At 46.8% G+C, this 24461-nt stretch carries 21 protein-coding genes; 11 read left to right on the forward strand and 10 right to left on the reverse strand.

Translation table 11 applies throughout. The features are described from left to right. Nucleotides 1-480 (forward strand): transposase (locus C7460_RS21875; RefSeq protein ID WP_147303053.1); only part of this gene is annotated, 480 nt, incomplete at its 5' end. Between the two features lie 450 nt (nt 481-930). Here the strand turns inward: C7460_RS21875 and C7460_RS21880 are convergent. From C7460_RS21880 to C7460_RS21900, 4 genes are all read right to left on the reverse strand, one after another. Continuing rightward, the gene (locus C7460_RS21880; protein WP_115870282.1) at nt 931-1578 is read right to left on the reverse strand and encodes a hypothetical protein; all 648 of its coding nucleotides are present in this window, start codon (nt 1576-1578) and stop codon (nt 931-933) included. A gap of 633 nt (nt 1579-2211) precedes the next feature. Next, nucleotides 2212-3552 (reverse strand): restriction endonuclease FokI C-terminal domain-containing protein, encoded by a 1341-nt coding sequence (locus C7460_RS24160; RefSeq protein WP_221409604.1) that lies wholly within the window; start codon nt 3550-3552, stop codon nt 2212-2214. Between the two features lie 3 nt (nt 3553-3555). Further along, the gene (locus C7460_RS21895; protein ID WP_115870284.1) at nt 3556-5031 is read right to left on the reverse strand and encodes a restriction endonuclease subunit S; all 1476 of its coding nucleotides are present in this window, start codon (nt 5029-5031) and stop codon (nt 3556-3558) included. Beyond that, entirely contained in the window at nt 5031-7244 is a 2214-nt protein-coding gene (locus tag C7460_RS21900; protein WP_115870285.1) for a restriction endonuclease subunit M, read from the reverse strand. Before C7460_RS21900 ends, C7460_RS21895 begins: the two co-directional genes overlap by 1 nt. A 554-nt stretch (nt 7245-7798) precedes the next feature. On the opposite strand from C7460_RS21900, the gene C7460_RS21905 reads away from it, so the two are divergent. Beyond that, nucleotides 7799-8008: a hypothetical protein gene (locus C7460_RS21905; protein ID WP_115870286.1), complete on the forward strand. Its 210-nt coding sequence runs from the start codon at nt 7799-7801 to the stop codon at nt 8006-8008. A 280-nt stretch (nt 8009-8288) separates the two neighbouring features. Here the strand turns inward: C7460_RS21905 and C7460_RS21910 are convergent, their stop codons facing one another. From C7460_RS21910 to C7460_RS21935, 6 genes are all read right to left on the reverse strand, one after another. Then, nucleotides 8289-9299 (reverse strand): TonB family protein, encoded by a 1011-nt coding sequence (locus tag C7460_RS21910; RefSeq protein WP_115870287.1) that lies wholly within the window; start codon nt 9297-9299, stop codon nt 8289-8291. Nucleotides 9300-9814: 515 nt separating this feature from the next. Next, nucleotides 9815-12646 carry an outer membrane beta-barrel protein gene (locus C7460_RS21915; RefSeq protein WP_115870288.1) on the reverse strand — a complete coding sequence of 944 codons (2832 nt, stop codon included), beginning with the start codon at nt 12644-12646 and terminating at the stop codon, nt 9815-9817. A 27-nt stretch (nt 12647-12673) separates the two neighbouring features. Beyond that, nucleotides 12674-13462 (reverse strand): hypothetical protein, encoded by a 789-nt coding sequence (locus tag C7460_RS21920; protein ID WP_115870289.1) that lies wholly within the window; start codon nt 13460-13462, stop codon nt 12674-12676. 108 nt (nt 13463-13570) lie between these two features. After that, nucleotides 13571-14281, reverse strand: a complete 711-nt coding sequence (locus tag C7460_RS21925; protein ID WP_115870290.1) for a LytR/AlgR family response regulator transcription factor — start codon at nt 14279-14281, stop codon at nt 13571-13573. Next, nucleotides 14278-15297 carry a sensor histidine kinase gene (locus tag C7460_RS21930; RefSeq protein ID WP_170148139.1) on the reverse strand — a complete coding sequence of 340 codons (1020 nt, stop codon included), beginning with the start codon at nt 15295-15297 and terminating at the stop codon, nt 14278-14280. The genes C7460_RS21925 and C7460_RS21930 overlap by 4 nt, the downstream gene beginning before the upstream one ends. 98 nt (nt 15298-15395) lie before the next feature. Further along, nucleotides 15396-16103: a LytR/AlgR family response regulator transcription factor gene (locus tag C7460_RS21935; RefSeq protein WP_115870292.1), complete on the reverse strand. Its 708-nt coding sequence runs from the start codon at nt 16101-16103 to the stop codon at nt 15396-15398. A 341-nt stretch (nt 16104-16444) separates the two neighbouring features. On the opposite strand from C7460_RS21935, the gene C7460_RS21940 reads away from it, so the two are divergent. The 9 genes from C7460_RS21940 (at nt 16445) to C7460_RS21980 (ending at nt 24446) form a co-directional block, all read left to right on the forward strand. Further along, nucleotides 16445-16678: a hypothetical protein gene (locus C7460_RS21940; protein WP_147303054.1), complete on the forward strand. Its 234-nt coding sequence runs from the start codon at nt 16445-16447 to the stop codon at nt 16676-16678. Continuing rightward, nucleotides 16675-17295 (forward strand): hypothetical protein, encoded by a 621-nt coding sequence (locus C7460_RS21945; RefSeq protein WP_115870294.1) that lies wholly within the window; start codon nt 16675-16677, stop codon nt 17293-17295. The genes C7460_RS21940 and C7460_RS21945 overlap by 4 nt, the downstream gene beginning before the upstream one ends. Further along, nucleotides 17292-18554: a DUF4270 family protein gene (locus tag C7460_RS21950; protein WP_115870295.1), complete on the forward strand. Its 1263-nt coding sequence runs from the start codon at nt 17292-17294 to the stop codon at nt 18552-18554. Before C7460_RS21945 ends, C7460_RS21950 begins: the two co-directional genes overlap by 4 nt. A gap of 12 nt (nt 18555-18566) precedes the next feature. After that, nucleotides 18567-19571 (forward strand): Kelch repeat-containing protein, encoded by a 1005-nt coding sequence (locus C7460_RS21955; RefSeq protein WP_115870296.1) that lies wholly within the window; start codon nt 18567-18569, stop codon nt 19569-19571. Then, nucleotides 19558-20790 carry a hypothetical protein gene (locus C7460_RS21960; RefSeq protein ID WP_147303055.1) on the forward strand — a complete coding sequence of 411 codons (1233 nt, stop codon included), beginning with the start codon at nt 19558-19560 and terminating at the stop codon, nt 20788-20790. Before C7460_RS21955 ends, C7460_RS21960 begins: the two co-directional genes overlap by 14 nt. A gap of 202 nt (nt 20791-20992) precedes the next feature. After that, entirely contained in the window at nt 20993-22141 is a 1149-nt protein-coding gene (locus C7460_RS21965; RefSeq protein ID WP_115870298.1) for a cysteine desulfurase family protein, read from the forward strand. Further along, the gene (locus tag C7460_RS21970; RefSeq protein ID WP_115870299.1) at nt 22138-23292 is read left to right on the forward strand and encodes an XdhC family protein; all 1155 of its coding nucleotides are present in this window, start codon (nt 22138-22140) and stop codon (nt 23290-23292) included. Before C7460_RS21965 ends, C7460_RS21970 begins: the two co-directional genes overlap by 4 nt. Beyond that, a complete protein-coding gene (locus tag C7460_RS21975) occupies nt 23289-23894 on the forward strand; it encodes a nucleotidyltransferase family protein (protein ID WP_115870300.1) in 606 nt (201 codons plus the stop codon). Before C7460_RS21970 ends, C7460_RS21975 begins: the two co-directional genes overlap by 4 nt. A gap of 93 nt (nt 23895-23987) precedes the next feature. Further along, nucleotides 23988-24446, forward strand: a complete 459-nt coding sequence (locus C7460_RS21980) for a (2Fe-2S)-binding protein (RefSeq protein ID WP_115870301.1) — start codon at nt 23988-23990, stop codon at nt 24444-24446. The last annotated feature ends 15 nt before the right edge of the window (nt 24447-24461 follow it).

Consider the following 24461-nt stretch of genomic DNA (forward strand, 5'->3'; position numbering starts at 1 on the left):
AAAATCTTTGATAATAAAGATGCAACAGTCCTTCCCGGTATAACCGATTATGGATGGCTGCAGATATATGGCGAAACGGGGAGTGATTTAAGTAAGTGGCCAACGGAAAAGCACTTTACAAGTTGGCTAGGTTTAGCTCCGGGTCAACATAGGTCGGGGAAAATGAATAAATCACGAAACAGAAAACAACACCCTAAAGCAGGACAAATATTCCGTCAGTTAAGCCAAAGCCTAATCGAGAGCAAACAGATTGCATTAGGGGCTTTTGGCAGGAAGATAAAAAATAAGAAAGGAGCAGGAGTTGCTGTTAAAGCAACAGCTAGGAAGCTAGCGGTGCTATATTGGAAACTTATGGTTAAAGGACTGGCATATACCGAAAAAGGGATTGCGGCATACGAGGAAAGAATAAAACTACAGCAAGAAAGGTGGCTACAAAAAACTGCCAAAAAGCTTGGATACCAGCTTACAGTTAGTACGTAGAAAAATACGTCATCGGTAGCTTGTCGAAGCATAAGACAAAACCATGTAGTATGATGAGTCGAGTCTTATCCTTCGACAGGCTCAGGATGACTCGACCATGCCTACGGCAGGCAGGCAGGATGACCCGACTCAGGGTGACCACCAGTTCGAGTTGACCCGACCATGCCACCGCAGGCCCGCCTGCGGCGTGGTGAGCCCGTCGGTTTTGTCATGGTGAGCCTGCCTCTGTCGGCAGACAGGCCCGTCGAAGCATTAGACAAAACCTTGTGTTGAGTGAGCTGGGGTGTCTTATCTTTCGACAGGCTCAAGATGACACCCCAGCTCAGGATGACTCGACTTAGGGTGACTCCCAAGAGCAAAGGTGGCGCACGGGACTTCTAACAAAATGAAAAACCCTGCAGGTAGGGGTACCTGCAGGGTTTTGATTGCTTGTTACAGATTGGGATGTTGTTAGTTTCTCACCATGACTCCCAGCTTTTCGAGGAGTTGAGGTTTGGATTCCAGGGCTAGCCGCGCTATGACTTTCAGCTCGGTACAGTAGTCATCGAGCTGGTCTAGTTTTTCATTGCGCTCTCGGGTGGCTTCTTGTGCCTGGCCGTTTTCTACCGTCACTTTTTCGCGGAGCTGTTTTAGGTTGTGAACCATATCTTTTTCCTGCTGTATTTTTTCGGTGGTGAGTTTGAATCGGTTCAATGTGGTCACAAATTCTGTTTCGCCCTGAAGGAGCGTGTAAAAAGTGATGGTATGCTCGATCCAATCGGCTATGCTGTCTGGGAAAGCCGTATGGAGGTTTAGCCGGTTTTGGAGGTCTGCGTCATTGCGTGACAGTACACGTACCAGTTTTACAGTGCGCGCTACAGCCTCTTGTACTTCATCTTTGGCTACATAAAATTCGTCATAAGCCAAGTCGGACTCGCGGTATTCCTGTATTTGTTTTTGGATCAGTTCCGCGGTGGTGTTGTACAAGGTCATGCGCTCGAGGAGGTAGGGTTCGTCTATACCATAAGCGTCTAGCAGTGGTGCTACTTCTGGGTCTGTACTGTTGAAAATGAGGAGGCGTGCAGCTTCCATCTTTTCGGCGAGTGATTGATTAGGCATAATTGTTTGGTTTAAATGTGAAACATGAATTAAATATAAAATAAAAAATGAAAAACGGTGTGTGTAAGGAAGTATTGTGTAGTTGTGTGGTAAACTCTATATAAAGCTAACGGTATATATGTGTAATAGCGCTGTATGCGTTTTTATGCGTCTTTGTGGGCTCCCCCGGACGGGGCATGCGTTTTTCTGCGTGTTTATGGGCTCCCCCGGACGGGTTATGCGTTTTATCGGAGGGGAGATGCGTTTTTACGGCTGGGCATGGACTCCCCCTCGAGGAACGTGCATTCCCCCGGAGGGGTGATGCGTTTTTCGGTGGCGGCATGCGTTCCCCCGCACGGGTCATGCATTGCAGTACATGGGTGGCGCGTTCCCCCAGCTGGTTATGGACTGCAGCGCATGGGTGGTGCGTTGCCCCTAGCTGGTTATGGACTCCCCCGCGAGGTTGGTGCATTCCCCCGGGCGGGTGATGCGTTTTTCGCTGGAAGTACGGGTAGCCCAGGAGGGGGCATGCGTTTTATGTGGTGGGGTGGTGGCTTTGTTTAGTTAGTCACATGGCAATTATCCAAAATGGGACTATACCCCTGAAGAGGAGCATTTCATTCTTAGGTGATTTTTGGAAATCTTGTGAGTAGACTAAATGTCGTCAAATTGTTCAATAATGTTTTGAGAGGATACTGGGTTAGCAAAACCTATTAGACTTTCAATCATTGTGGACAAGCTCAGTCTGTCTTTGGTTTTGTAGGCCAGAAGATAAAGTAGAGCTTCTGAAGTGAGAAGTATGAATCTCTTAATGTCCGTGTTCCAAGTGATCTCGTTGATGAAGGGGTCAAAATTGGATTTGAATGAGTTACTGACAATGATAAAACCGATTTTCTTGTATCCTTCTTTTTGAAGTTTGGGGCAATAATGGTTGATGTACTCTTTAATTGCCCGGTCGTCAGTACCTAAACTATATCCATTACTGTATGCTTTGGCATCAACAAGAAAAGCAGTGTTCTCCTCTCGCAGTTTGATGATTGCATCGGGATTTCGTCCGCTTCCTTGCCCTAAAACATCAACTTCAAAGTCCAAAAGCTTGAAGATTTCAGCAACCAATTTTTCGTATTCCGTTCCTTTGGAAGCAGCGGATTTATCGGTCTGATTTCCGAGATCGATCAACTTTGCAACTTTAGGAATTAGGTAGTCAGAGAGTTCAAAATTTGCCGTAATCCTTAGCTGGGTTTCTTCGTTTTCAATTTTTTCTACTATTTCTTTTTTCTTGGTTACCGGTTTTTCGGGTTTGTTCGGATTTCCCTTGAATTTCCAAAATGCGTGTTCGGCTGCCCAGTTCGAAATATCTCGACCGGCATGTGACTTCAAGATGGACTTAATTTCCTCGTTGAGCTTGTAAAAGTGCCGATAGGATTCCTTTTGAGATTGCTGATCTTCCCAGATTTCTATTTCCTGAAACGCCATAGTTAAAGACGTGTACATGATTGGCCACCGCTCATGATCACAAATTTGCCAGAAGTAAGAAAGGAAATATCCAACAGATCCGGGGTTTGGTACCTTACGTTTGTCTTTGGCTTTCGAAAAGATGTTGATGCAGTAGGTTTCAAGGCTTTCAATTTTGGCCAGTGCTTGATCCAATGATTCAGGTTTGGAAATGGCTTGCTTCAAAAGGTAGGTGAGATTATTAGTGTTTTGTTCACTATTCTTGACCAATTGATTGAAGAACATTTGACCTTTAGTAGCTGTGAAACCCCAATAGTTGTTGCGCTTATTGTAACTGTCGATATTGGTCTTAAACTCATAGATATCGATTTCTCCCGAAATAAATGAATCCATAAAAGCGCTTATATCTGAAATTGCCTCAATTCTGGACTCATCAATGTTGGGTAGTTCGTTTCCCTTGGTATCAAACACCCGCTGGTCAGAGGATGCGTAAGTATCCCAAATCGATTTTATCTTTTCTATTTTTTCTTCTGGTATCATAATTCAGGGTTCGAGTATCATTTGTTCAATTTCTGCTCTGGCATCTTCCAATACCTTATCAGCTACAATGGACAATCGCTGAGCTTCAAACCTTCTCCTGTTGGCTTCTTGACCAATCTCTATCTGCTTATCCAATTTTGGAAGGACTATAGATTGATTAAAGTATTCACCCATGATAAGATTACGTATGCCGTTGGTTTGACTCTGCATAATCTCAGTGATTTTGATATTGTGAATTGTTTTGAGAAAACAGAACAAATAGGAGGGGTCAACTCTTGAGATGTCCACTCTTATTTTATGAATGAAGTTGCTGTAGCACAGCGTATTATTTTCAAATAAATCTTCTGTAAGCAAAGAGATTCTGCCCACTGGCTGATCTGGGCTACCACCTGATTTTTCTATGAGCAAGTCATAAGGTTGAATGTCTAATTGCTTGAGTTTATCCTTTTTTATTTTCCTGTACCTAACCCTGTCATTTTCTAGCTTGAGATTGTATAGGTTATCAAACTCAGTGGCTCTGATTACCAAGCAGGTGTCGTATTGATCTTGCTTAACTTCCGCTTCTTCATCAATTCCCCAATCTCCTGCTGCTGAATGTGTAATCAGGTTTTTAAGAGGCTCTATTGGATATTGGGCATTTTCAACCGCTGCGAATAGATTTTTGGAATATGTGTCGAATAGTTTAGGGTCAAACCTTCTTCCTGAAAGCTCTTTAAAGGTGGTTTGAAACATTCTTGCTTCAATTCTGGTGTCTTTCTCTGGTAAAGTAATGCCTAGTTCGTTGAGAATGTAGGAATCGATTGAATCAAGTGTATCTGAGGCCTTTTTCTTTAATTCAAATTTTTTCTTTTTGGCTTCATCAATAATTGCAACAAACTCTTCCTGCTTCTTAATAGGTGGCACTATCAGTTTCAGTGACTTTATTTCTTCTGCGTTGATATTAGTCATTCCCGCTATCTGACGACTAATGCAGTCTACTTGAAGTCTCCCTAATCTTGCATTTAGGAAGTAGGAGGCATATTTTGGTAAAACTTCTGTTTTATCAAGTACTACCCGAATAATGTATGAAGCATAAACCCATTTTTCACTTTCATTAAAGACTACACACTTCCCGACTAATTCCTTAGAGTTGGTACGATTGAACAATATGTCACCTTTGTTTAAGGAGATATTATCAATTTCTTTCTGAGAAAGTTCAATATGCTTAATGTCAGTCAAGTCAAGATCATCGTCTTGAATATTATTCATTCTTAAGATCGGTACTCCTTTTCTTTCGGTATTAGCTAAACTTGAAGTGCCGTATTGGATTTTTGAAAGTACATCCTTAATTCTTTTGACGGGATATATAGATTTCGCCAATTCCTGTTCTACTTCAATTTTTAACCGATTGTAGTTTGGGTCGAGGCGACCATCAATCTGACTATTCTTGATTAAGAAAGCGATTGGTTTAATATGTTCAGGGAGTGAATAGCTTTCCATCAGGCATCTTGCTTATTAACCACATCAATAAAATTTCTCAATTCAGGTACAATTGACTCTAATTCGTTTTCATTGATCGTTTTCCCTGTTGCATCATATCCAATCTTTTCAGCGATTGCCATAAAGATTGGGTAGTCTTCTAAAGCTTTTTGCTTCTCTTCAAGGTATAGGTCCGCTAATTGGTCTTTCAGGTCATTTATTTTTTGATTGTACTCCGCATTGATTTCTGACTTCCAGTCCTTGAACTCTTGAGTGGCTTCAATTTCTTTCTTGCCTAAGTTGGTCGCCTTGGTTTTGCCTGAGTGGCTTTCAAAACCAATATGATCTTTCAGTATCTTTTTCTTTTCCTTCTCCCAATCGGCTATTTGCTTCTCAAACTTCCGATCTTTCAGTATCTTGTCTTGAACGCTTACTTTCTTCGCTTTAATGGCATCACTGCGCTTACTTGATAGTTTTCTTAAGAACATAACCGAGCTTTTTACTGCTGCACCTGTATGAGCAAAAGCGTCTTGCGGCATGGAAACCACGGCTACAATTCTGTACCAATCTTCAATTTGATCTCTGACATATTGCAGGCTGCTATTGGTAAGAATACCATCAGGAATAACGATAGCTAAGTAGCCCCCTGGTTTTAAAAATTTGTAGCACTGCTCAATGAACATTACTTCCGTGCTTTGATTGGCTCTGTTTTTTGCTTTTTGCTTCTTAACATCTAACCAGTCAGCATCTTTAATAGCCATATTGTACTGGTGCATGTAAGCTCTTTCAGTTTGCCTAACTGTAGAACCAAAAGGAGGGTTGGTAATGATATAGTCGAATGAACCGTATTTGAACTCCTTGTTGCCACTCTTCTTAATCATGTCTTCACTTGGTAGCAAGCCATCGGAGGCAATTACATTGGTGTGGCCATCATCATGAATAATCATGTTCATTTTGGCTGTACGAGCAATCTGCTCATTAATCTCAATGCCGAATAGGTTCTTCTCAGCGAAATCGTGCCAATATTTGTAATGCTCTACTGATGTTTCATCATAGTATTCACTTGCTTTTGCTCGAATCTTATCTAAGGCATAAAGTAGGAAGCCACCACTGCCGCAAGAGGTGTCCAATACTCTGGAGGTGTTTTCTATGGGCAACACATCTACAATGAATTTCACGATATTACGCGGTGTGAAAAATTGACCAAAATCACCCCTGAAATAACTGCCCATAAAGGCTTCAAATGCTCGACCCTTACTGTCTAAGTCTGTTTTGCTGAGGTTAATGCCTTCTAAGTAGGTAACTACCGTTCTTACTTTGGCGGCATTCAGTCTTATGTTGTCCTTGAATACTTCCGGGTCGCGCTCTTTTCCTTCGGCATAGAGGGCTACAACTCGATCATACAGCTCATTGGTGATTCTTTGTTCGATCTCATCTTTCTTCTTTTTGCTAGCCTTGGGAGGAACCGGAATGTAAAAAATTTGAAATTGATAGGGTTCTCCTGTTCTCCTTGGGTGCCGTTCGTCCCATATTTTGCAGAATATGAGTTTGTCCAGTTCATCGAAAGCTTCTGAAGGATTTAGCTCTCCACCAGCCCAAAGCGATTGATGTGCTAGTCTAAAGCGTCTGGTCAATTCTTCTTCGCTAACTACCTCTAAGTCAAAAAACTTTTCTTCTGCTTCCAGTTTATTGCCATATCCGGCTTCAGGTTCATTGGTGAAATTCCCACTAACTCCACCCTTGGCATATTTGTATTTTGAGATAGTTTTTTGCCCGAATCGGGGAATATCAGGGATCGAATTTTCATCATGTTGCTCTTTGTTTACCTGATAATAGACATCCTTAATTCCAGATGTTACCCACAGGTATTTGATTGTTTTAGCTGTAGCAAAACAGTAGGCAAACCCCTGTTTTACCGCTTGTTCAAACTCTAGTTCTGATACTTCAGGCTTTTTACATTCTACAATAATTAGAGGTTCCTTTTTGTCATTATCTGCATAGACTAAAATGTCTGCTTCTTTCGTAGTAGATCCCATTGTCACGGGTACGAATTGCTGAATGCGTTCTACAGGATAGCCATATATAAGAATGAGCTTAAGGAATGTTTCAGCTTGTACTTGTTCCTCTGGATTGGAGTAGTTCCTTTTTTTATTTTGATGGATGTAGGTGATTTGTTTTCTGTCATTGCTAAAGGCAATCAAACCTTTTTCTATACCTATATCGATTAAATCCATTGCTAAATTTTATGAATCTCTGTTTATGACTTACCAATAAAATTATTGATGCTAATTGCGAGCTGTGCAATATGCAAAATAGAGGTAAATAATTTAATGACTTAGGTCTTAAATAAGATTGTCTCGAATTAATTAAATGTTGGTTTGAGGGCGGCCAAGTTCTTGAGGCCAAACCCTGGTGGTTTTGAAAACCTCCAGGGTTTTTGTGAGATAAATAAATGTTCATATTAGGGATGAAGTTTGGAGTGTAATTTCCATCAAGCTGGAAGGTATTTTAGGATAATTAGGATTTTGTTGGGATTAGGCGGTCAGTGGGTCCGTATAAATACCGACTTGTGTAAAGATTCTTCATGACATAAGGCGGGATCGTGAATTTTTTATGTAGTTTAACCATGTTTTTTGTGTGGTCCTCGGACGGATGACCTGAACGACTGGGCCGATGACGTACAAGCCCACTATATACTGGACTTACTCCTGAGCATCATAAACGTGAGTTTACAGACCGTGGAGATTGTAGCAGGGTTGCCTAAGCTTATTAACTAAAAACTGAATATATGAAAGAAGGAGACCGAGTAAAACAACTATTTACCATAGCAGAAAGACATGGGACGATAGTAGGAATTTATGATGAAGATTTTTATATCAATACTCCAAAGGGGCAGATACTGTTTGCTACCAAAGGGGAGTTAAAGGTGCAATTTGATGGAACTTCAGAAGGAACTTCAATTACCTTAAGCCCTCAAATGGTACAAATATTAGGCTAAAATCTTATAGAAAGTAAATTATCAATTTCGATGTGAGTTACGATGGAGATGGTATTCTTCAAGGCCGCAACAAGTGTGTTGCCTGTGGCTATTAGAAATAATCTGTTTTCAAGGTAGCTCACTTCATCTGGCTTGAATAAACCCTGGAGGTTTTCGAAACCTCCAGGGTTTTTTTGAGGTGGTGAAGTTTGTCAAAGTGAGTACCGTCGAAGCATTGGACAAATCCTAGTGCTCTATTAAGCTGGGGTGTTTATAAAAATCGAGGAGATACTCCGCTTTGTTAATTTGTGCGAAATATGATAGGAAGTTCCATTCGCACATTGGTTGGCTTCCCGTTCCTTGTGCCAGGAATCCACATTCCTGAGGTCTGCCTCACGATCCTTACAGCTTCTTTGTCCAAACCATAGCCAACACGATTTATTGGGGCTGCATAGGATATCTCGCCATTTTCTTCGACTACAAACCGCACATATACACGTCCTTTTTTGGCATGCTTTAGGGCCTTTTTGGGGTAGTTCATTTCCTCTCTGACGAATTTGTAAAAAGCCTCCATACCACCAGGGAATTGAGGCTGTTTTTCGGTGATGATGATTAATTGTTTACCTGTTATTTTAATTTCTTGTGATAAGTAGCTGGTACATGGTTCATGGTTTTGAAAAGCCGGAATCCATTTTGGTGAATTATTTACCAGTCCTACTACCTGTAATGCTATAGGGTTTTGGGGTTCTTGCTGGACCTTTACGGCACCTTCCTGATCTACTTCGAGCAAAAGGTTGAATGAAAGTTCATCAGTTGGGAATGTATCTGACTTTTGGAACTCCTCTAGCAAATAATGATGAAATGACTGGATGCCTCCCGGAAAATCCGGTCCCATCATAAGTTCTGATGATTGCTGTTGTCGTTGCTGAAGCATAAGTTCGCGTAAGCTGTCCTGGTACGTAAACACCGGAAGCTCCTGGTATTTTTGAAGTGTCAGTGCGGGCAGGGTGAAGTTTTCTCTTTTTAAAGGAATGAGGATAGCGGGTGTGTACGAGTCAACTGGAATTTGGATCGTCGCATAGCTGATGTGAGATACTACCAGTTCAGTTACATCTTCCGGATATTCAAAATATCCAAATGAATTACTGAGGCTTCCTTCCGGATTACCTGAATAAGTGACGATCGCATTAGGAATAGGCTTTTTGCTCTTTTGGTCAATAATACGGCCCACTTTTTTGGCTTGTCCATGTACCACTCCTGTGCATAGGGTGAAAATCAATAGAACTAAGAAAAGCGGATGAAAATGCCTCATGAGTTTAGATGGAATTGGTGTGTGAGCTTATGCGAAATTATATAAAAAACCGGTTGTTGTAAATCTGTATGATTTTCATCTGGCATGTTCACCAGACCGGGACACCTGTCCAATATAGGCATGTAGAAACCCTGGAGGTTTTGAAAACCTCCAGGGTTTTTTTTGAGGTGACAGGCCCGCCTGCGGCGTGAAAGGCCCTCCTCCGGCGAGGCAGGCCCGTTGGTTTTGTCATGTTGAGCCTGCCTCTGTCGGCAGACAGGCTTGGGGGACGCCTAGTCTCGAACTATCAGACAAAACCTTGTGGGATGGGGTATGATGAGTCGGTTCTATCTTTCGACAGGCTCAAGATGACCCGACTCAGGGTGACCACCAGTTCCAGGCGACTCGACCATGCCTCCGGCGGGCAGGCAGGCAGGATGACTCGACCATGCCTCCGGCAGGCCCGCCTTTGGCGCGGCAGGCAGGCAGGGTGACTCGACTCGGGGTGACTCGGCTATGCCTGCGGTGAGCCAGCTTTACCCACCTACATTGTATTTGCCAAAGTTGTATTTGAAGCTGAGCATAACGTACCGCTGTAGGGTGTTGGTCTGGTAGTCTTCAAAATAGGTTTCTGTAGAGGTACGGGAGATGCTTTGGTTTTGGTTGAGCAGGTCAAATGCTTCCAGTCCCAGCTCCGCCCGGTCGTTGCTCATAAACTTATAGGCCACGCCTGCACTCCAGATGAGGTAGTTGTCGTCAAAAGTGTCACTGAGTCCGGCATACAATTGGTGGTTAAAATTGGTCCGCAAAACCAGTCCATCCCAGGGGTTCCAGTAAAACTTCAGTTTGGTTTGCTGGCTGAGGTAGTTGGTGTTGAGCCCTTCGGAGAGGCTGCTCTGCGTGAAGTTTATGGTGCTACTACTCGACAGGGTAAAGTCTAGCCGCTTGCTGACTCCACTGCTGAGCACTGCTCCCCAGCTTAGGCTTGGGTTGTAGGTGTAGTTGAGCTGCTCATTGATGAGGCCGGGAGTACGTGTGTACTGCGCACTAAAGTTGAGGTTGAGGTTGGACTTGAGCAGGCCAAGTGGCAGACCGTAGGTACTCAGTGCCCGGAGGTTGTAGTAGCCGTCCAGGTTTACGGGTTTGCTGAGCTGTACACCGGGCGCTAGCGTAATGCCGTCTACGGTTTTGATTTCGTTAGTAGCGGTGGTGGTACTGGTGCCTATGTAGGCATTGGTGACGCTACCTCCCAGCATCAGAAACAAGGTTTGGGCTTTTTCTGGCCTGGTGAGGTTATAACGAGCAAAGAAGTTGTACTGGTACTGCTGATCCAGAAGTGGGTTGCCTATGCTCAGCTGGGTAGTGTTGGTATTGTCCAGCACATTTTGAAGCTGGTTTACTGTAGGCACACTGGTGCTGGTTCGCATCATGATCCGCAGGTCGCTATTGGTGGAGGGCTTGGCACGCCACATCACCATGGGCAGCAGAGCGGCAAATTGCTTGCTGGTTTCAGCAGCAGCGGGGTATTCCTGATAGGTAGTCAACTGCGCATACTGGTAGTTGGCATTGATCATGAGTACATTGCCTCTGGGCCGCCCGCTGCCCGGCGTAAATGCACCTCCACTGCCCATACGGTACAAAATACCTCCGCCACCTTCCTGAGCCATGTACCGGCTTTCAAATACATTGCTGAGCGATTCGTTGAGCGTGCTATAGGCTTGTGTACTTTCGTCAAAGTCGTGGGTGAGCTGGTCGCTGTTGCTAAAGCTTACCGATGGTTTGTAGTTCATCATCAACATGGTTTTTTGCCCTAGAGGCTCCGTGTACATCAGGCGCGCGCTGTAGGTTTGGTCAAACTGCTCCAGGTCGGATTGTTGGTCCAGCGTGTCTTGCTCCGAATCGTAGTAGGTGTCTGAGTAGAGTTCACTCGAAGCATTGGTGGGGTCATAGTTTTGGGAGAGGTTTAGCGAAAGGGTACGTCCTCGTTTGCTAAACTTATGCTGCAGCAGCAGGCGATTGCTCAGCGTGTAGGAGCGTAGTTCGCTGCTGTAGTTAGTCAGTGCACTGCTCAGTGTGCTGGCACTTTGGGTAGTTTGTGTGCTGAGGTCGCTCAGTCCCTGGTAGCGTTGGAGGGTAAACGACGGGGTGTAGATGACCGTGTTTTGCTCATCGATTTCGTATTTCATGCGCATGTTTAGCCGGTGGTTTTGGTTGGTGGCGGCTACCAGTTCGTCTTCAGTGTAGTTTTGGCCTTCGCCAAAGTATTGGCGTTCCAGTGTGGTGTGGGCCGTATTTTCTGTTTGGTTGAAAAAGTAGCTGGCATTGAGCGTCAGTTTGTCGCCTATTTCATCAGTGTAGTTGATCCCTACGGCATTGGTATTGACCAGTCCGTTTTGGCTGCCTACCAAAAAGTCATTGATATCGCCAGAAATATTGCCTCCACCAGGTCTGCCAGGTCCACCACCTCCACGGCGCCCGCCACCTCCACCACGGCGGCTATTGCCAGAAGTGACCCCAGCCAGGTCGGCAGTAGAGAAGTTTTGTTCGTTGATGTTGTTGCTCTGAGCTACCACTGTGAGGCGCTGGTCGTCGTTAAAGCTGTTGAGCAGTCCGTTGAGCTTGTAGCGGTCGTCCGCACCAAATCCGCCAGTGATTTTGCCAAATGAGCCGTTTCTAAATTCCTGTTTGGTTACGATGTTGATGGTTTTCTCTGAGTTGCCATCATCAAATCCCGTGAGCTTTGCCTGGTCACTGAGGTCGTCAAACACCTGAATCTTATCCACCACCTCTGCCGGTAGGCTTTTCAGTGCTGCATTGGGGTCACTCCCAAAAAATGGCCTGCCGTCTACGAGTACTTTTTTTACGTTTTCACCTTCTGCCTGCACGGAGCCATTGGCTATGCTGATGGTGGGCATTTTTTCCAACAGATCAGAGGCATCAGCATCCGGGTTGGTCTGGTAGGCTTTTGCATTGATCTCGGTGGTATCGCCATTCACGATCACAGGGATGAGTTTGCCTACTACGGCTACCTCGTCCAGTGCCAGAGTCTGTTCGTGCAGGGTGACTTTGCCGAGGTTTACTTCTTCATGGTTGATGAGCAGGCGTTTTGCCAGGCTTTCAAACCCTATAAAACTGATTTGCAACTGATAGTATCCGGGTGCCACGCTGAGCTGAAAGTTTCCAGATAGATCTGTGGTACTGCCATAGCGTATAGTGGAGTCGTTTTCATTGGTGAGCAGCACAGTAGCCCCGATTACCGGTGCGCTGGTAGAGTCCAGCACCTGACCATTTAGCCTGCTTTGTGCGGATTGTGCCAGGGTGCTGGTGCTCATGGCCAGAAGAATGATGTAAATGAAGTGTTTAGTCATTTGTTGTGAACTGTTGATCTGATGGGGTTAGTCTTGTAGGGATACGGCAAACCAAAAATCGATGGTAGTACTGGTGGCTCTTTGGGATCCATTTCCACCTGGCCGCATGCCGCCACCCATGCCTCCGGGTCCGCCATGTCGGCCTCCGCCCATTCGTCCTTCACCCGCAGGCTGCTGACCGTCGGAGGGGCGGTTTTCAGCCATAAGATTCGGCTGTGCCGGCATTTCATTGGCTACCACACCTATGGTAAACACTCGTTTGCCTATGTGTTGTCTGGCGATGCTTGCCGTATAAGAGAGCGTACCTGATTCGTCCATATTGGTGGCCACTTTTACAGGAGTAGGGTCTAGCATCGGATCAAAAAGCTGGGTGATGCCTTCTCCGGCGAATCCAGTAAGCTGCAGTGATGGGTTGCTGGCTTCAAACCTGCGGTACATTTGCTGCGCCCGGTCAGTAAATTGTCTGGAGCGTCCTTCATCACGGGGCCTGGTCTCGCGGTTTCGTGGATTTTGAGATCTTTCTACTACCGGGTAGCTAAAGCCCAACGCTTGCTTTTTCTTACCTGAGGGGTCTATCCATACAGACAGCCCACCTCTCAGTATGCGTGCCTGTGTAGCGGCATTGGCAGTAGAGAGTGTGAGGTAGATACTGTCGTCATCATGGGTGATTTTATAGGTCAGCTGGCTGTCCTTGTTGTAATAGGTGGCTGGCGCATCAGCTGCTGGGGTGTTTGCCTGTATGCTTTGGTGTACCGGCAGCTGGGTGCATGCCGTTAGGCTACAGGCTGTGAGTATGAGAGCGAAGATCTTGTTCATTTTTTACTGCTTTTGATTGTTTATACATCAAAAGTGTCATCCACTGTTATGGATAAAAAACGAACTAGACGTTTGGGGCTTTTTTCAGGAAGTTTGCCCTGAATGGCTCTAAGTCCCAAATCGCTGTTTGATGAATTGCTGAAAGGCCTCCCGGTAGTTTTCTGATACGGTGATGCGCACCTCGTCAAACAAAATCTGATGGCGCTCGATGACGCGGATTTTGTCCAGGTTGACGATAAAAGACCGATGCACCCGCATAAAGCGGGAGGGTGGTAGGTACTCTTCGAGGTATTTCATGCTCATTAGCGGCATGAGCGGCTTACTTTCATTTTCACGATGAATTTTCACATAGTCCTTTACGCCTTCAAAGTACCGAATTTCATTGAGCGGGATTTGCCAGGTTTTATAGTCTGCTTTTACCATGATGTATTCCCGCTCAGCGGGAGGCGTGGTGGACTGAGCAGTGGCAGCTCGTGTGAGTTTGCTTACAGTCTCTATAAACTCCTCGTAGGAAAACGGTTTTAGGAGGTAGCCTTTGGCGTTGACTTTATATCCTTCTATGGCATACTGGTCAAATGCTGTGGTGAAGATGATGGGGATAGCAGGGTCTATGGATTTGGCCAGTGCCATACCCGATAGGTCTGGCATATGAATGTCTAAAAAGAGCAGATCTATCTCATGGGAGGCAAGGGCTTCCATAGCTTCTTTGGCGCTGCTACACATGGCCACCAGTTCCAAAAAGGGTGTATCGTCCACATAGCGTTTGAGCAATTTGAGGGCGCTGGGTTCATCATCGGTAATGATACATTTCAGTGTCATGCAGTTGGGATTGTTAGCGTTGCGATGTATTGGTTATCCACGATTTCCTGTTGCAGTCGGTTGTTGCTGTCAGGATACAGCCGTTCGAGTCGTTTTTTGAGATTGGAAAGTCCTATGCCAGACCCGCTTTGATCCTCGTTGCTTTTAGGAAAATTAGAGTTCACCACCTTCAGCTGAAGACTTCCTGTTGAGGTTTGTTTCATGTCTATGCGGATATGGCTTGGTTTCTGGGCATGTATGCCGTGTTTGAAGGCGTTTTCCACCAGAGAGATAAACATGAGCGGTTCTATCTGCAGATGGTCCAGGTCTTTGGCAGGAAAGCTAACCATGACATCTACATGGCTACCCACTCGAGATTTCATCAGTTCGATGTAGGCACTTAGAAATGTGATTTCATCTTTTAAGGCTACAGACTGATCGTTGGCTTTGTAGAGTAGGTATCGCATAAGCTTGCTTAGCTTGTGCACGGTGTCTTTGGCATGGCTGGGGTCATCATCTATAGAGGAGTAGATGGTGTTGAGGCTATTGAAGAAAAAGTGGGGCTGTAGCTGATACTTGAGCATAGACAGCTCCGATTTTAGCTGTTCGTTTTCCAGTGATTTTCTCCGTTCGCGTTCTTGTCTCCAGCTTTGCGCAAATCGCATACCGAGCGCTGTACCTGCACCCAGGGTAAGCAGGGTAAAACTTCTAATCCACAGAAAGGGCCCCATGAGTCCGGAATCTTTTCGTCCACCAGGTCTTGGCATGTTTGGTTTGTCAGAAGGGGGGATGTCCGTGATCATGAAAACCAAGGCGAGGGAGATCAGCACCACTACACTGATCGCCACAAAGGTGTATTTTTTGCCGGTAAGGAAAAGCCGGGGTACCAATACCAGGTAGTAGAGGTAAAAAACAAAGCCCAGGATCAGAACTGTGCGGGCATGCCGCATCAGAAAGATCATCGGGTCGCTGCGGTCGGTGAGTAGGAGTGGAAACAGCAAAAGTACGCACCACACACCTATGTGTTGCAATAGCATGATGATTCTGTGGCGCTTTGTGTTGGACTGTAGCATATTCAAATAAAAGTGGTTTATGGTAATGTTGGGCGGAAGGGAGTTGATTTTTTTAATGGGCATTAGCCAACCAGTGGCGCATAGTGATGGGTCAGGCGTTGGTAGGTGTTTTTTCTATAGTTGGAGCCCACAGGTAGCGACCGGTTGCCTATGACGATGCTGGTAGATGAAAAACTACTGATGTTTTGGCAGTTGACAATAAAAGACTTGTGCGTACGGATGAATTCTGCGGGAAGCAGTTGCTCCAGTTTTTTGAGCGAATGCAGCACGATCAACTTTTTAGTAGTGGTATGGAAGGTGACATACTCTTGCAGTCCCTCCACATACAAGATGTCATGATAGGCCAGCTTGTGGTAGCTACCATCAGATTTTACCAGAAGGGAGCTGTCTGACTGCTGAGGTGCCGACACAGCTAAGGCAGTGAGCTTGCTTATGGTAATGTCAAAACGCTGTTTGGTGAGTGGTTTTACCAGATAGTCAGTCACGTTGAAAGCAAACGCCTCAGAGGAAAACCTGCCTGTCCTGCTGGTGATGACTACCTGACAAGCGTCAGGCACCGAGGCGAAAAAACCTGCGGAGTGAACCCCCAATTCGTCTATGTCCAGGAAGATCACGTCAATGGCGGCCAGGTCTATATGGGAAGCTTCCGAAAAGTGAGCGTGAGTGGCTACAAGCTGTAGTTCTGGACATTCGGCGATAGCGCGTATCAGCTGCTGAGAAGCCGTTTCGTCAGGATCTATAATCATGCACTTGAGAGGTGGTCTTTGCATTGATGGCTATTTGTGTGCAACACTTGGTAAGTAAAACAAAATTTAGATTACCTCAAAAATGACCAGGGAGCGGATGATTCTAAAATAAGATGGAAGTATCAACGAGATGTCTCGACGTTTCGTCGGTTTTTGTAGATCAATGCAAAATCCCATTTTTTGGTCATTTCTAGGGGTTTTTTCTCGTTTTTTGAAGAATACCTGCTACTCATTGAAGGTAAAGACGCGTTGGTTGAATGGGTTTCGCTGCCCCATGGTCAATAATCAATTTTGCAAAGCCTTGGAAGCCATGTTGAGCGCTTATGCTCCAGGCTTCGGATGGGCACAGCATAAACCATAGCTCCATGAATGAACCTATCACTTTATCCGATGAACAGCGGGAAGAAATTACGCTGATCTATGAGCAGTGCCTGGAGGCTGTTCAGTCTCTGAAACCAACAGACGTAGAGGGCCTTCATAAGCTTCAGGAAGATAAAAATAACCGTGTAAGGGGAATTCTAACACAGGATCAGTACAGGGCTTTTGAAGCCGCTACTGTGACAGCTTATCGGCCTGGTGAAAGCTCCACTGGCAAATGAGGTGGCTATTGCTTTTGGTGGTCATTGTGTCGGCTTGTGCGGAGTATGGGCGCATTGTGGACATTCCGGAGGTCACTCTGGATGGCAGTGCCCGGGAGTGGGAGCACTGTGCAGGTGATGAGTCGCTGTGCTTGCAAGTAGCACAGTCGTCCCAAGGCAGCTTTGTGCTACTCGCCACTCATGATCCGGTGCTGATTCAGCAGATCGTATTGTACGGAGCAGAGGTGAAAATAGCCACTAAGCATAAGCGAAAAGACCAAATGAGCATTCGTTACCCTGTGTTGCAAGGCTCATCGATGGAGCGCCTCAGGCAGGTTTTGGGAGCAAACCATGAAGCGAACTACTCTCTGGAGGATATTGCTGTGAAAGGGGTGTTGGGAAAGGGCTGGGTAGTGACTGGTAAGTCGAAGCTGCCTACTATAGATGCTGTCATGGGCCACACTAGCCTGGGGGCGTCCAAACGCCAATTGCTGCTAGAGCTGAAGCTGTCTGAATGGGAAATCTATAGTATCACGGTGGCAGTAGGAAGGCAAACAACAGCTCACCGGCAAGAGGTGGGCTATTGGGAAGGCCACATAAAACAATACAAAAGAATAAAAAAGAGATATAGCTTATGAACCCAAAATATATGAGCATCGTCATGGTGCTGGCCTTAGGTCTTATTGGCTGCTCTGAATCCACCATTATTGGCAACAACCTGGTAGGGGAAGAGGACTTTCAGGTGTCGTACATCGATACATTGAGTGTAGCGTTGGCCACTTTTCAGTACGACTCCATTGTAACGGGCAATCAGTCGAGGCTGGTGGTGGGGGCTCGCTCGCATGCGATGATTGGTGATGTGGCTGCCAGTGCTTTGTTTAATGTCACTACATTGGAAACTCCCACTATCGGTCAAAAGCACCGGTTTGACTCGCTAGTATTGTATTTGCCGCTAGACGGCTACAGGAGGTTGGAGGGCGAAGTAGCCACTATCGCAGTGCATGCCGATCAGCTTTCTGTTCCGATAGAATGGGGTGACGATGGTCAGCTGTACAATGTAAGTGCTGCACCACAGGATGTGGTAGCCAGTGCGGCTGTTACGCTTCGTCTTGAGCGAGACCGTGAGCTGGCCGTTACCTTGCCATTCAATGCGCTTGGAAGCACACTTTTTGAGCACTATCAGGAAGAAGGTATCCTCACGGCTGATGATTTTGCGGACCTGGTGGGTGCCTTTCGGGTGTATGCGGATGCGGGCAGTGAAGCGATATGGGGTATAGCTACGGAGGAGGTCGCCCTGAAACTTTACTATTCAGATATGGAGGAGTTGCCTGTAGCCCAACACGTGGTGGATTTTCCAATATCAGTGAATTACAGCCAGGTACTAAATACCAACGTGCCAGAAGCAATGGACCTTGCAGATAGCGAGGCGCTTGTTAGTAGCACACGTACAGCAAACCAAAGTGTACTTGCAGGAGGCACAGGCTATGGTGTCAGGGCCACTTTTCCAGGGTTGAAAGCACTTCTGCTGGAAGGTGACGATTATTTGGTAGCCGCTGCCAACTTACAATTAAAGCCATTTTTTGATGAGCTCATGGAGTCATCCGAGTATCCTGCATATCTGGAAGTGGACCTCTATGAGGTAGGTTCTGAAAACATCCTGACCACAGAAGCCTTACAAGCGGTGCTGCATTTAGATGCGGACTTTGGCAGAGATACCTATTACCAGCTGGATGTCACGGACCTGGTAGAATACATGCTGGAGCCTTTTAGTACCAGTGAATTTGGGTTGCGCATACAGCTGCCGCAGGAGTATTTGCGGACCAGCGCGGATGTGATGATGCTGGCAGATAGTCACAACGGTAGCCAACTCATACTTTATACACTAGCAATAGACTAAACACAAACAAATATGGAAACAACAAAATTGAAATTATGGGGTGTAGTATTTCTGGCGGCTCTGATGGGCTGTTCGGATATAGATGACGAAACAGAAGTCGGTAACTGGGTAAAATATTCAGATTTTGAGGGAGTTACGCGTTCGGGGGCAGTGTCTTTTACCATCGGTGACTATGCCTACGTGGGGCTGGGTACAGATGGTGACGACTACTTAATGGATTTTTGGCGGTATGATGCCACACAGAACTTTTGGCAGGAGATGGCAGCATTTCCCGGTCCCGGACGAATAGCTGCCGTGTCTTTCAGTATTGATGGTAAAGGCTATGTAGGCACAGGGTTTAATGAAGACCTGACCGAAGAAGAGTTGGGGGATTTTTGGGAATATGACCCGTCTACCAATTCCTGGTCAGAAAAAGCTGCGTTTGGTGGAGGTGCACGCTATGCGGCCACCGGGTTTACTGTCGATCAGCGCGGATATATAGGTACCGGTTATGATGGCAACTATCGGAAGGATTTTTGGTCGTATGACCCCTCGGCAGATGAGTGGACACAAGTCGTTAGCTTATATGGATCCAAACGAGAAAGTGCTGTTTCATTTGTGATAGAGGGGAAAGCATATGTGGGTGCTGGCCGAAACAACGGTTCATATCTCTATGACTTTTGGGCATTTGATCCTGCCACTGAAGGCTGGGAAGACCATACCTTATATGATGATAGTGATTATTTTGATGAATTTCTTGCGGCGGTATCCCGATATGGTGCGGTAGCGTTTACCATGGATGGAAAAGGCTATATCGTGGGTGGTGTGGCTAGTTCTTATTCTCAGGACGTGTATGCTTATGAGCCCAATACGGGAGAGTGGTCACAAAGCAACAGCTTTGAAGGTTCGGCGCGCTCGTCGGCAGTGGCGTTTACCATTCAAAACACCGGGTATGTAGGCACTGGCAAAAACAGCACGCACGAGTTTGATGATTTTTGGGGATTCTACCCGGATGAGGAGTACGATGAGTATGATTAAGCGGCTGTCTGTTCTCGTGCTATTGATAGTGGTGGTAGGCAGCGCTCGTGCTCAAAGTAGCAATGGGTCATTTTACAACCGCTTTGGGCTGGGCACGCTCTCGGAGTATGGTTTAGGGGCCTATCTGTCGCAGGGCAATGCTTCCATAGCAGCTCGGTCTGCCAGTGTAGTTAACCTCAAAAACCCTGCAGCTTTAAACGCGATTGTGGGGCCATCTCATGTATTTGATATCGGTATGACCGGGACAGTACTCACACAAAGTTTGCAAGAGAACAGCGGTAATACGATGCTTTTAGGTCTAAACAACCTCAATTTTTGGTTGAAGTTAGGCAAAGGTGGTGGGCTTACATTTGGGGCCTCACCCTTCAGTGATGCCAGCTACGACATACAAGATGACTATCGGGTAGATGAGCTAGCGGGAGATTACAGTGTGCGTTTTGTCGGCAATGGAGGGCTATCGCGTTATTATATAGGCTACGGTCAGCGCCTGTTTGAAGGGTTCGATGTTGGGGTGAGGCTGGCATTGCTGGCTGGCACTATCACACGCTCTCAGTACCTGGGAGATAATGAGCTACTCGGTAGCTCGTCAGTCACAGTAGAGGAGTCCGCCTCGCAGGCGGTCGTTGATTTTGGATTGCAATATACCCGGCGCGTGGGGCAACGCAGCACACTTACCCTCGGGGCCACTTACCGGCCAGAGGTATCGGTCACTACTCGCACAGAAAAGGAACTTGCTAACGGGCAGGGGGATAGCTTGCTGCTCACTGGCGATGATTACTTCATTCTGCCAGAAAAGATAGGGGTGGGGGTTTCCTTGCAAGCTGGAGGGCTGCTGGTAAGCTGGGATGGAGAGCTGGAGCGGTGGGGTGCCAATGGCGCCCATGATGATTACAGCTACACGGATGTATGGAGGAGTGCATTTGGTATAGAGTATGCCAAAAACCAGGTTACCGAGCGCTATCTGGACCGGGTGAAATACCGGTTTGGTATGGGTTGGGAGAACCACTACCTACGATACGAGTCTGCACAGCGCCCAACCTATTTTGTTACTGCCGGGGTAGGCCTGCCTGTGCAGTATGGGTTGGGAGGATTAGACCTTGGCTATACTTACAAAAATCTGTCATCTACTTCTGGGCGTATGGTTTCCGAAGTGGCTCATCAGATTTCACTCAATGTAACCATTCGTGATCGTTGGTTTCAAAAGCGAGTATATGATTGATCAGCGGTTGGGTTTGTTGTTTCTTTCCTGATCAATAAAAAAGGGCCCTGTTTGGGGCCCTTTTAAGTTTTCTAAGGGTCGGAAATCTTCACCACTTGTCACCATTTATTACCCAATATTCTTCAAATATTAGCTCAGATGTTCTTTGCACTTTGATGTTTGGCGGATTCTCATTCTATTAGCGTCTGAGTAGATTCTACCTATGACGCCAAACATTTACCTTGACTACCATGCTACCACACCGGTAGACCATCGTGTGTTAGAGGCCATGCTGCCGTTTTTTAGCGAGCACTTTGGCAATGCCTCTAGTGGCTATCATCGCTATGGCTGGGACGCCAGAGAGTGCGTAGAGCACGCTCGCGAGCAGGTAGCCAGGAGTATAGGGGTCAGTCAGGCTTCGATCTATTTTACATCAGGTGCTACAGAGGCTATCAACCTGGGGCTGCGTGGTTACTATGAAGCCAACAAACAGCGGGCAAACCATATTATCACTTGCGCTACCGAACATAGCGCCGTGCTGGAAACGTGCACCGCGCTGGAGCAACTTGGCGCCCGTGTGACTAAACTTGGAGTAGATGCTCACGGACAGCCCGATCTTCAGCAAGTAGTAGACTTGCTATCAGAAGATGTACTCCTGGTTTGCATTATGCTGGCCAACAACGAGACCGGAACCCTGGCAGACATCCAGCAAATTAGTGATTTGGCGCATGCCAAAGGCGTACCGGTGATGAGCGATATTACTCAGGCAGTGGGCAAGATGGAGGTAGGTTTGCCTCAACTGGGTGTAGATATAGCGGCTTTTTCTGCCCACAAGGTCTATGGGCCTAAAGGTGTGGGAGCTTTGTATGTAAGACCCGGCATTTCGCTCGCGCCTCAGACTTACGGAGGAGGCCATGAGCGCAACCTGCGTGCGGGCACACTCAATGTGCCAGGCATCGTAGGCTTTGGCAAAGCGTGTGAACTGGCCAGTAAAAACCTGACGGAAAATGTGCGACACCTTGGAACGATGCGTGACAAACTGGAAAATGAGCTGGTTACGCAGCTGGGCTGTACGGTAAATGGAGACAAAAACAATCGCTTACCCAGTGTAACCAACCTGACCTTTCCTGATTTGGATGCCGAACGCCTTCTACGGGCGCTAAGTACTGTAGCGGCATCACGAGGATCGGCCTGCAAGCAAACTGTGGCTGAACCTTCGCATGTTTTGCGGGCCATGGGCTTGACGGATAGTGCTGCGTTGGGAGCGGTGCGTTTCAGCGTAGGGCTGCCTACTACAGACGAAGAAATTACCCTGGCGATAGATCGCATATGCAATGCCTATAAAGCCTTAACCCAAATGCCCGCGTCGTGAAGGAGATTAAAGAAATCATAGCTGCATACGATCGTGCAACCAGTCGAAACATGCGCTGCGTACTTGCTACAGTAGTTCATGTGGAGGGTTCATCCTACCGGGGAGCCGGAGCCCGAATGCTCGTAGACGAATACGGCCAAATGACTGGGGCAATCAGTGGTGGGTGTCTGGAAGGTGATGCCTTGCAAAAAGCGCTGCATGCGCTCGCCCAAAACCGAACCAAGCTGGTCACTTACGATACTGGGGATGAAGCTGATGCCATAGTAGGAGCGCAGCTGGGCTGCGATGGGGTTATTCAGGTGCTATTTGAACCTTTGGAGGCTTCAAATAGTCAGGTGATTGAGCTTTTGAGGGTGGTGACCTCAGATCGTGAGACAAGAGCAGTCGTGACTTTTTTTGATTTGGACAAAAGTGGTGGACAGCACCTCGGCACGGTGGCACTGGCTACTGGCAATGAACTCCACGGACAGTTGCCAGACGAACAGTTACGCCGGCAGTTGCAAAGAGACATGGAGCTCACGAAAAACAACAAATGCTCACTTTTTCGAAAGTACCAACTCCAGAACCAATCGATATACGCCTTCATAGAGCTTTTTGAGGCCCCAAGGCAATTGGTGATTGTAGGTGCAGGCAATGATGCGCGCGTGCTGGCCCAGCTGGCAGAGCCACTGGGTTGGGAGCTGACCGTGGTAGATGGCCGCCCGTCCCATGCCAGCAAGGACCGCTTTGTGAGCTCCTGTCAGGTGTTGGTTTCCAGACCAGAAGCGGTATTGGAAAACATACCAGTAGATGATCAAACAGCTTTTGTGCTCATCACGCATAATTACCACTACGATCTGGCTGTTTTGCAGCAATTGCTTATGGCTACCGAAGTGCCATACATTGGGCTTTTAGGTCCGAAAAAGAAGTTTTTGCGCATGCAAGATGAGCTAAACGCCTCAGGGGTAGCTATCGCAAAAGATGCCTGGGAGCGGGTATATGCTCCTGTGGGTCTCGAGATCGGTGCGGAGACGCCTGCGGAGATAGGTTTGTCCATATTGGCGGAGGTTCAGGCGGCATTCGCCCAAAAGCCGGGAGGGTATCTGCGGGATAAAAAGGGAACGATTCACTCCCAGAGGAATAAACAGTTTGAAACGATTGACCTACGATGAGTGAGCAGAAGAACATAGGAGTAGTGGTGCTGGCTGCCGGAAGCAGCCGGAGAATGGGTGAGCCCAAGCAGCTGTTGCCCTACGATTCTTCAGTTTTGTTACAGCATGAGCTGCAAAAAGTAAAAGAGCTGCAGTTGGCCTTCTCTGTTGTAGTGTTGGGTGCAAACGCTAGCCAGATCCTGCAGCACATTGATGTGGAGGGTTTTGAAGTGGTAGAAAATACGGAATGGGAAGAAGGGATTGCCTCTAGTATCCGAGCAGGGCTAAAGGCGTGTGAACAGCATCGTCCGGAGCTGGAAGGAGTACTCATCGTCTTAGGCGATCAACCTCGCATTCAGGCGCAGCAGTTACACCAAATCGTGTGCGCAGATAGTGAGCTGGTGGCTGCCAGCTATGCCGGGCAGGTGGGCGTACCCGCTTATTTTGGGAGGCGCTATTTTTCAGAGTTGAAACAGCTCACCGGAGATCGAGGCGCAAAGGCGGTTTTAATGAGCCATTCCCACGAAATAAAAATGATTGAAATACCAGAAGCAGCGATGGATATTGATACCCGCCAGCAATATGAAGAAGTACTAAAACAGCATCGAATCGATTCGAAATAGCTTGCAAATGCTCAAGAAAAGAACCTTTTTGCGAACGAGAAGTATAAACAATAAGATCTGAACCTAAACGCTTAATCAAACCCTACGCTTACTATGGCCACTTTTACACTTACCGTCAACAAGAAAAAACACACCGTGGATGTAGATCCGGACACCCCCATTCTTTGGGTGCTTCGTGATCACCTCAAGCTCGTCGGCACCAAGTTTGGGTGCGGCAAGGCGCTCTGTGGTGCTTGCACCATCCATGCCAATGGCAGTGCGATCCGTTCGTGCACGCTCCCTGTGTCTGCTGCCAGCAGTCTGGAGCTGACTACTATCGAGGGCTTGTCAGAAAAGGGCGACCATCCTGTACAAAAAGCATGGCTGGAGCATGATGTGCCCCAATGTGGCTATTGTCAGGCAGGGCAGATTATGAGTGCAGCCTCTTTGTTGGCTAGCAACCCTAGCCCTTCTGATGAGGATATTGCCACAGCTATGAATGGCAATATTTGTCGCTGTGGTACCTACACCCGCATCAATGCCGCCATCAAAACCGCTGCTAAAAACTCCTGATCACCTCCAACACCC

Source organism: Marinoscillum furvescens DSM 4134 (assembly GCF_003386095.1).
Taxonomy (GTDB): domain Bacteria; phylum Bacteroidota; class Bacteroidia; order Cytophagales; family Cyclobacteriaceae; genus Marinoscillum; species Marinoscillum furvescens.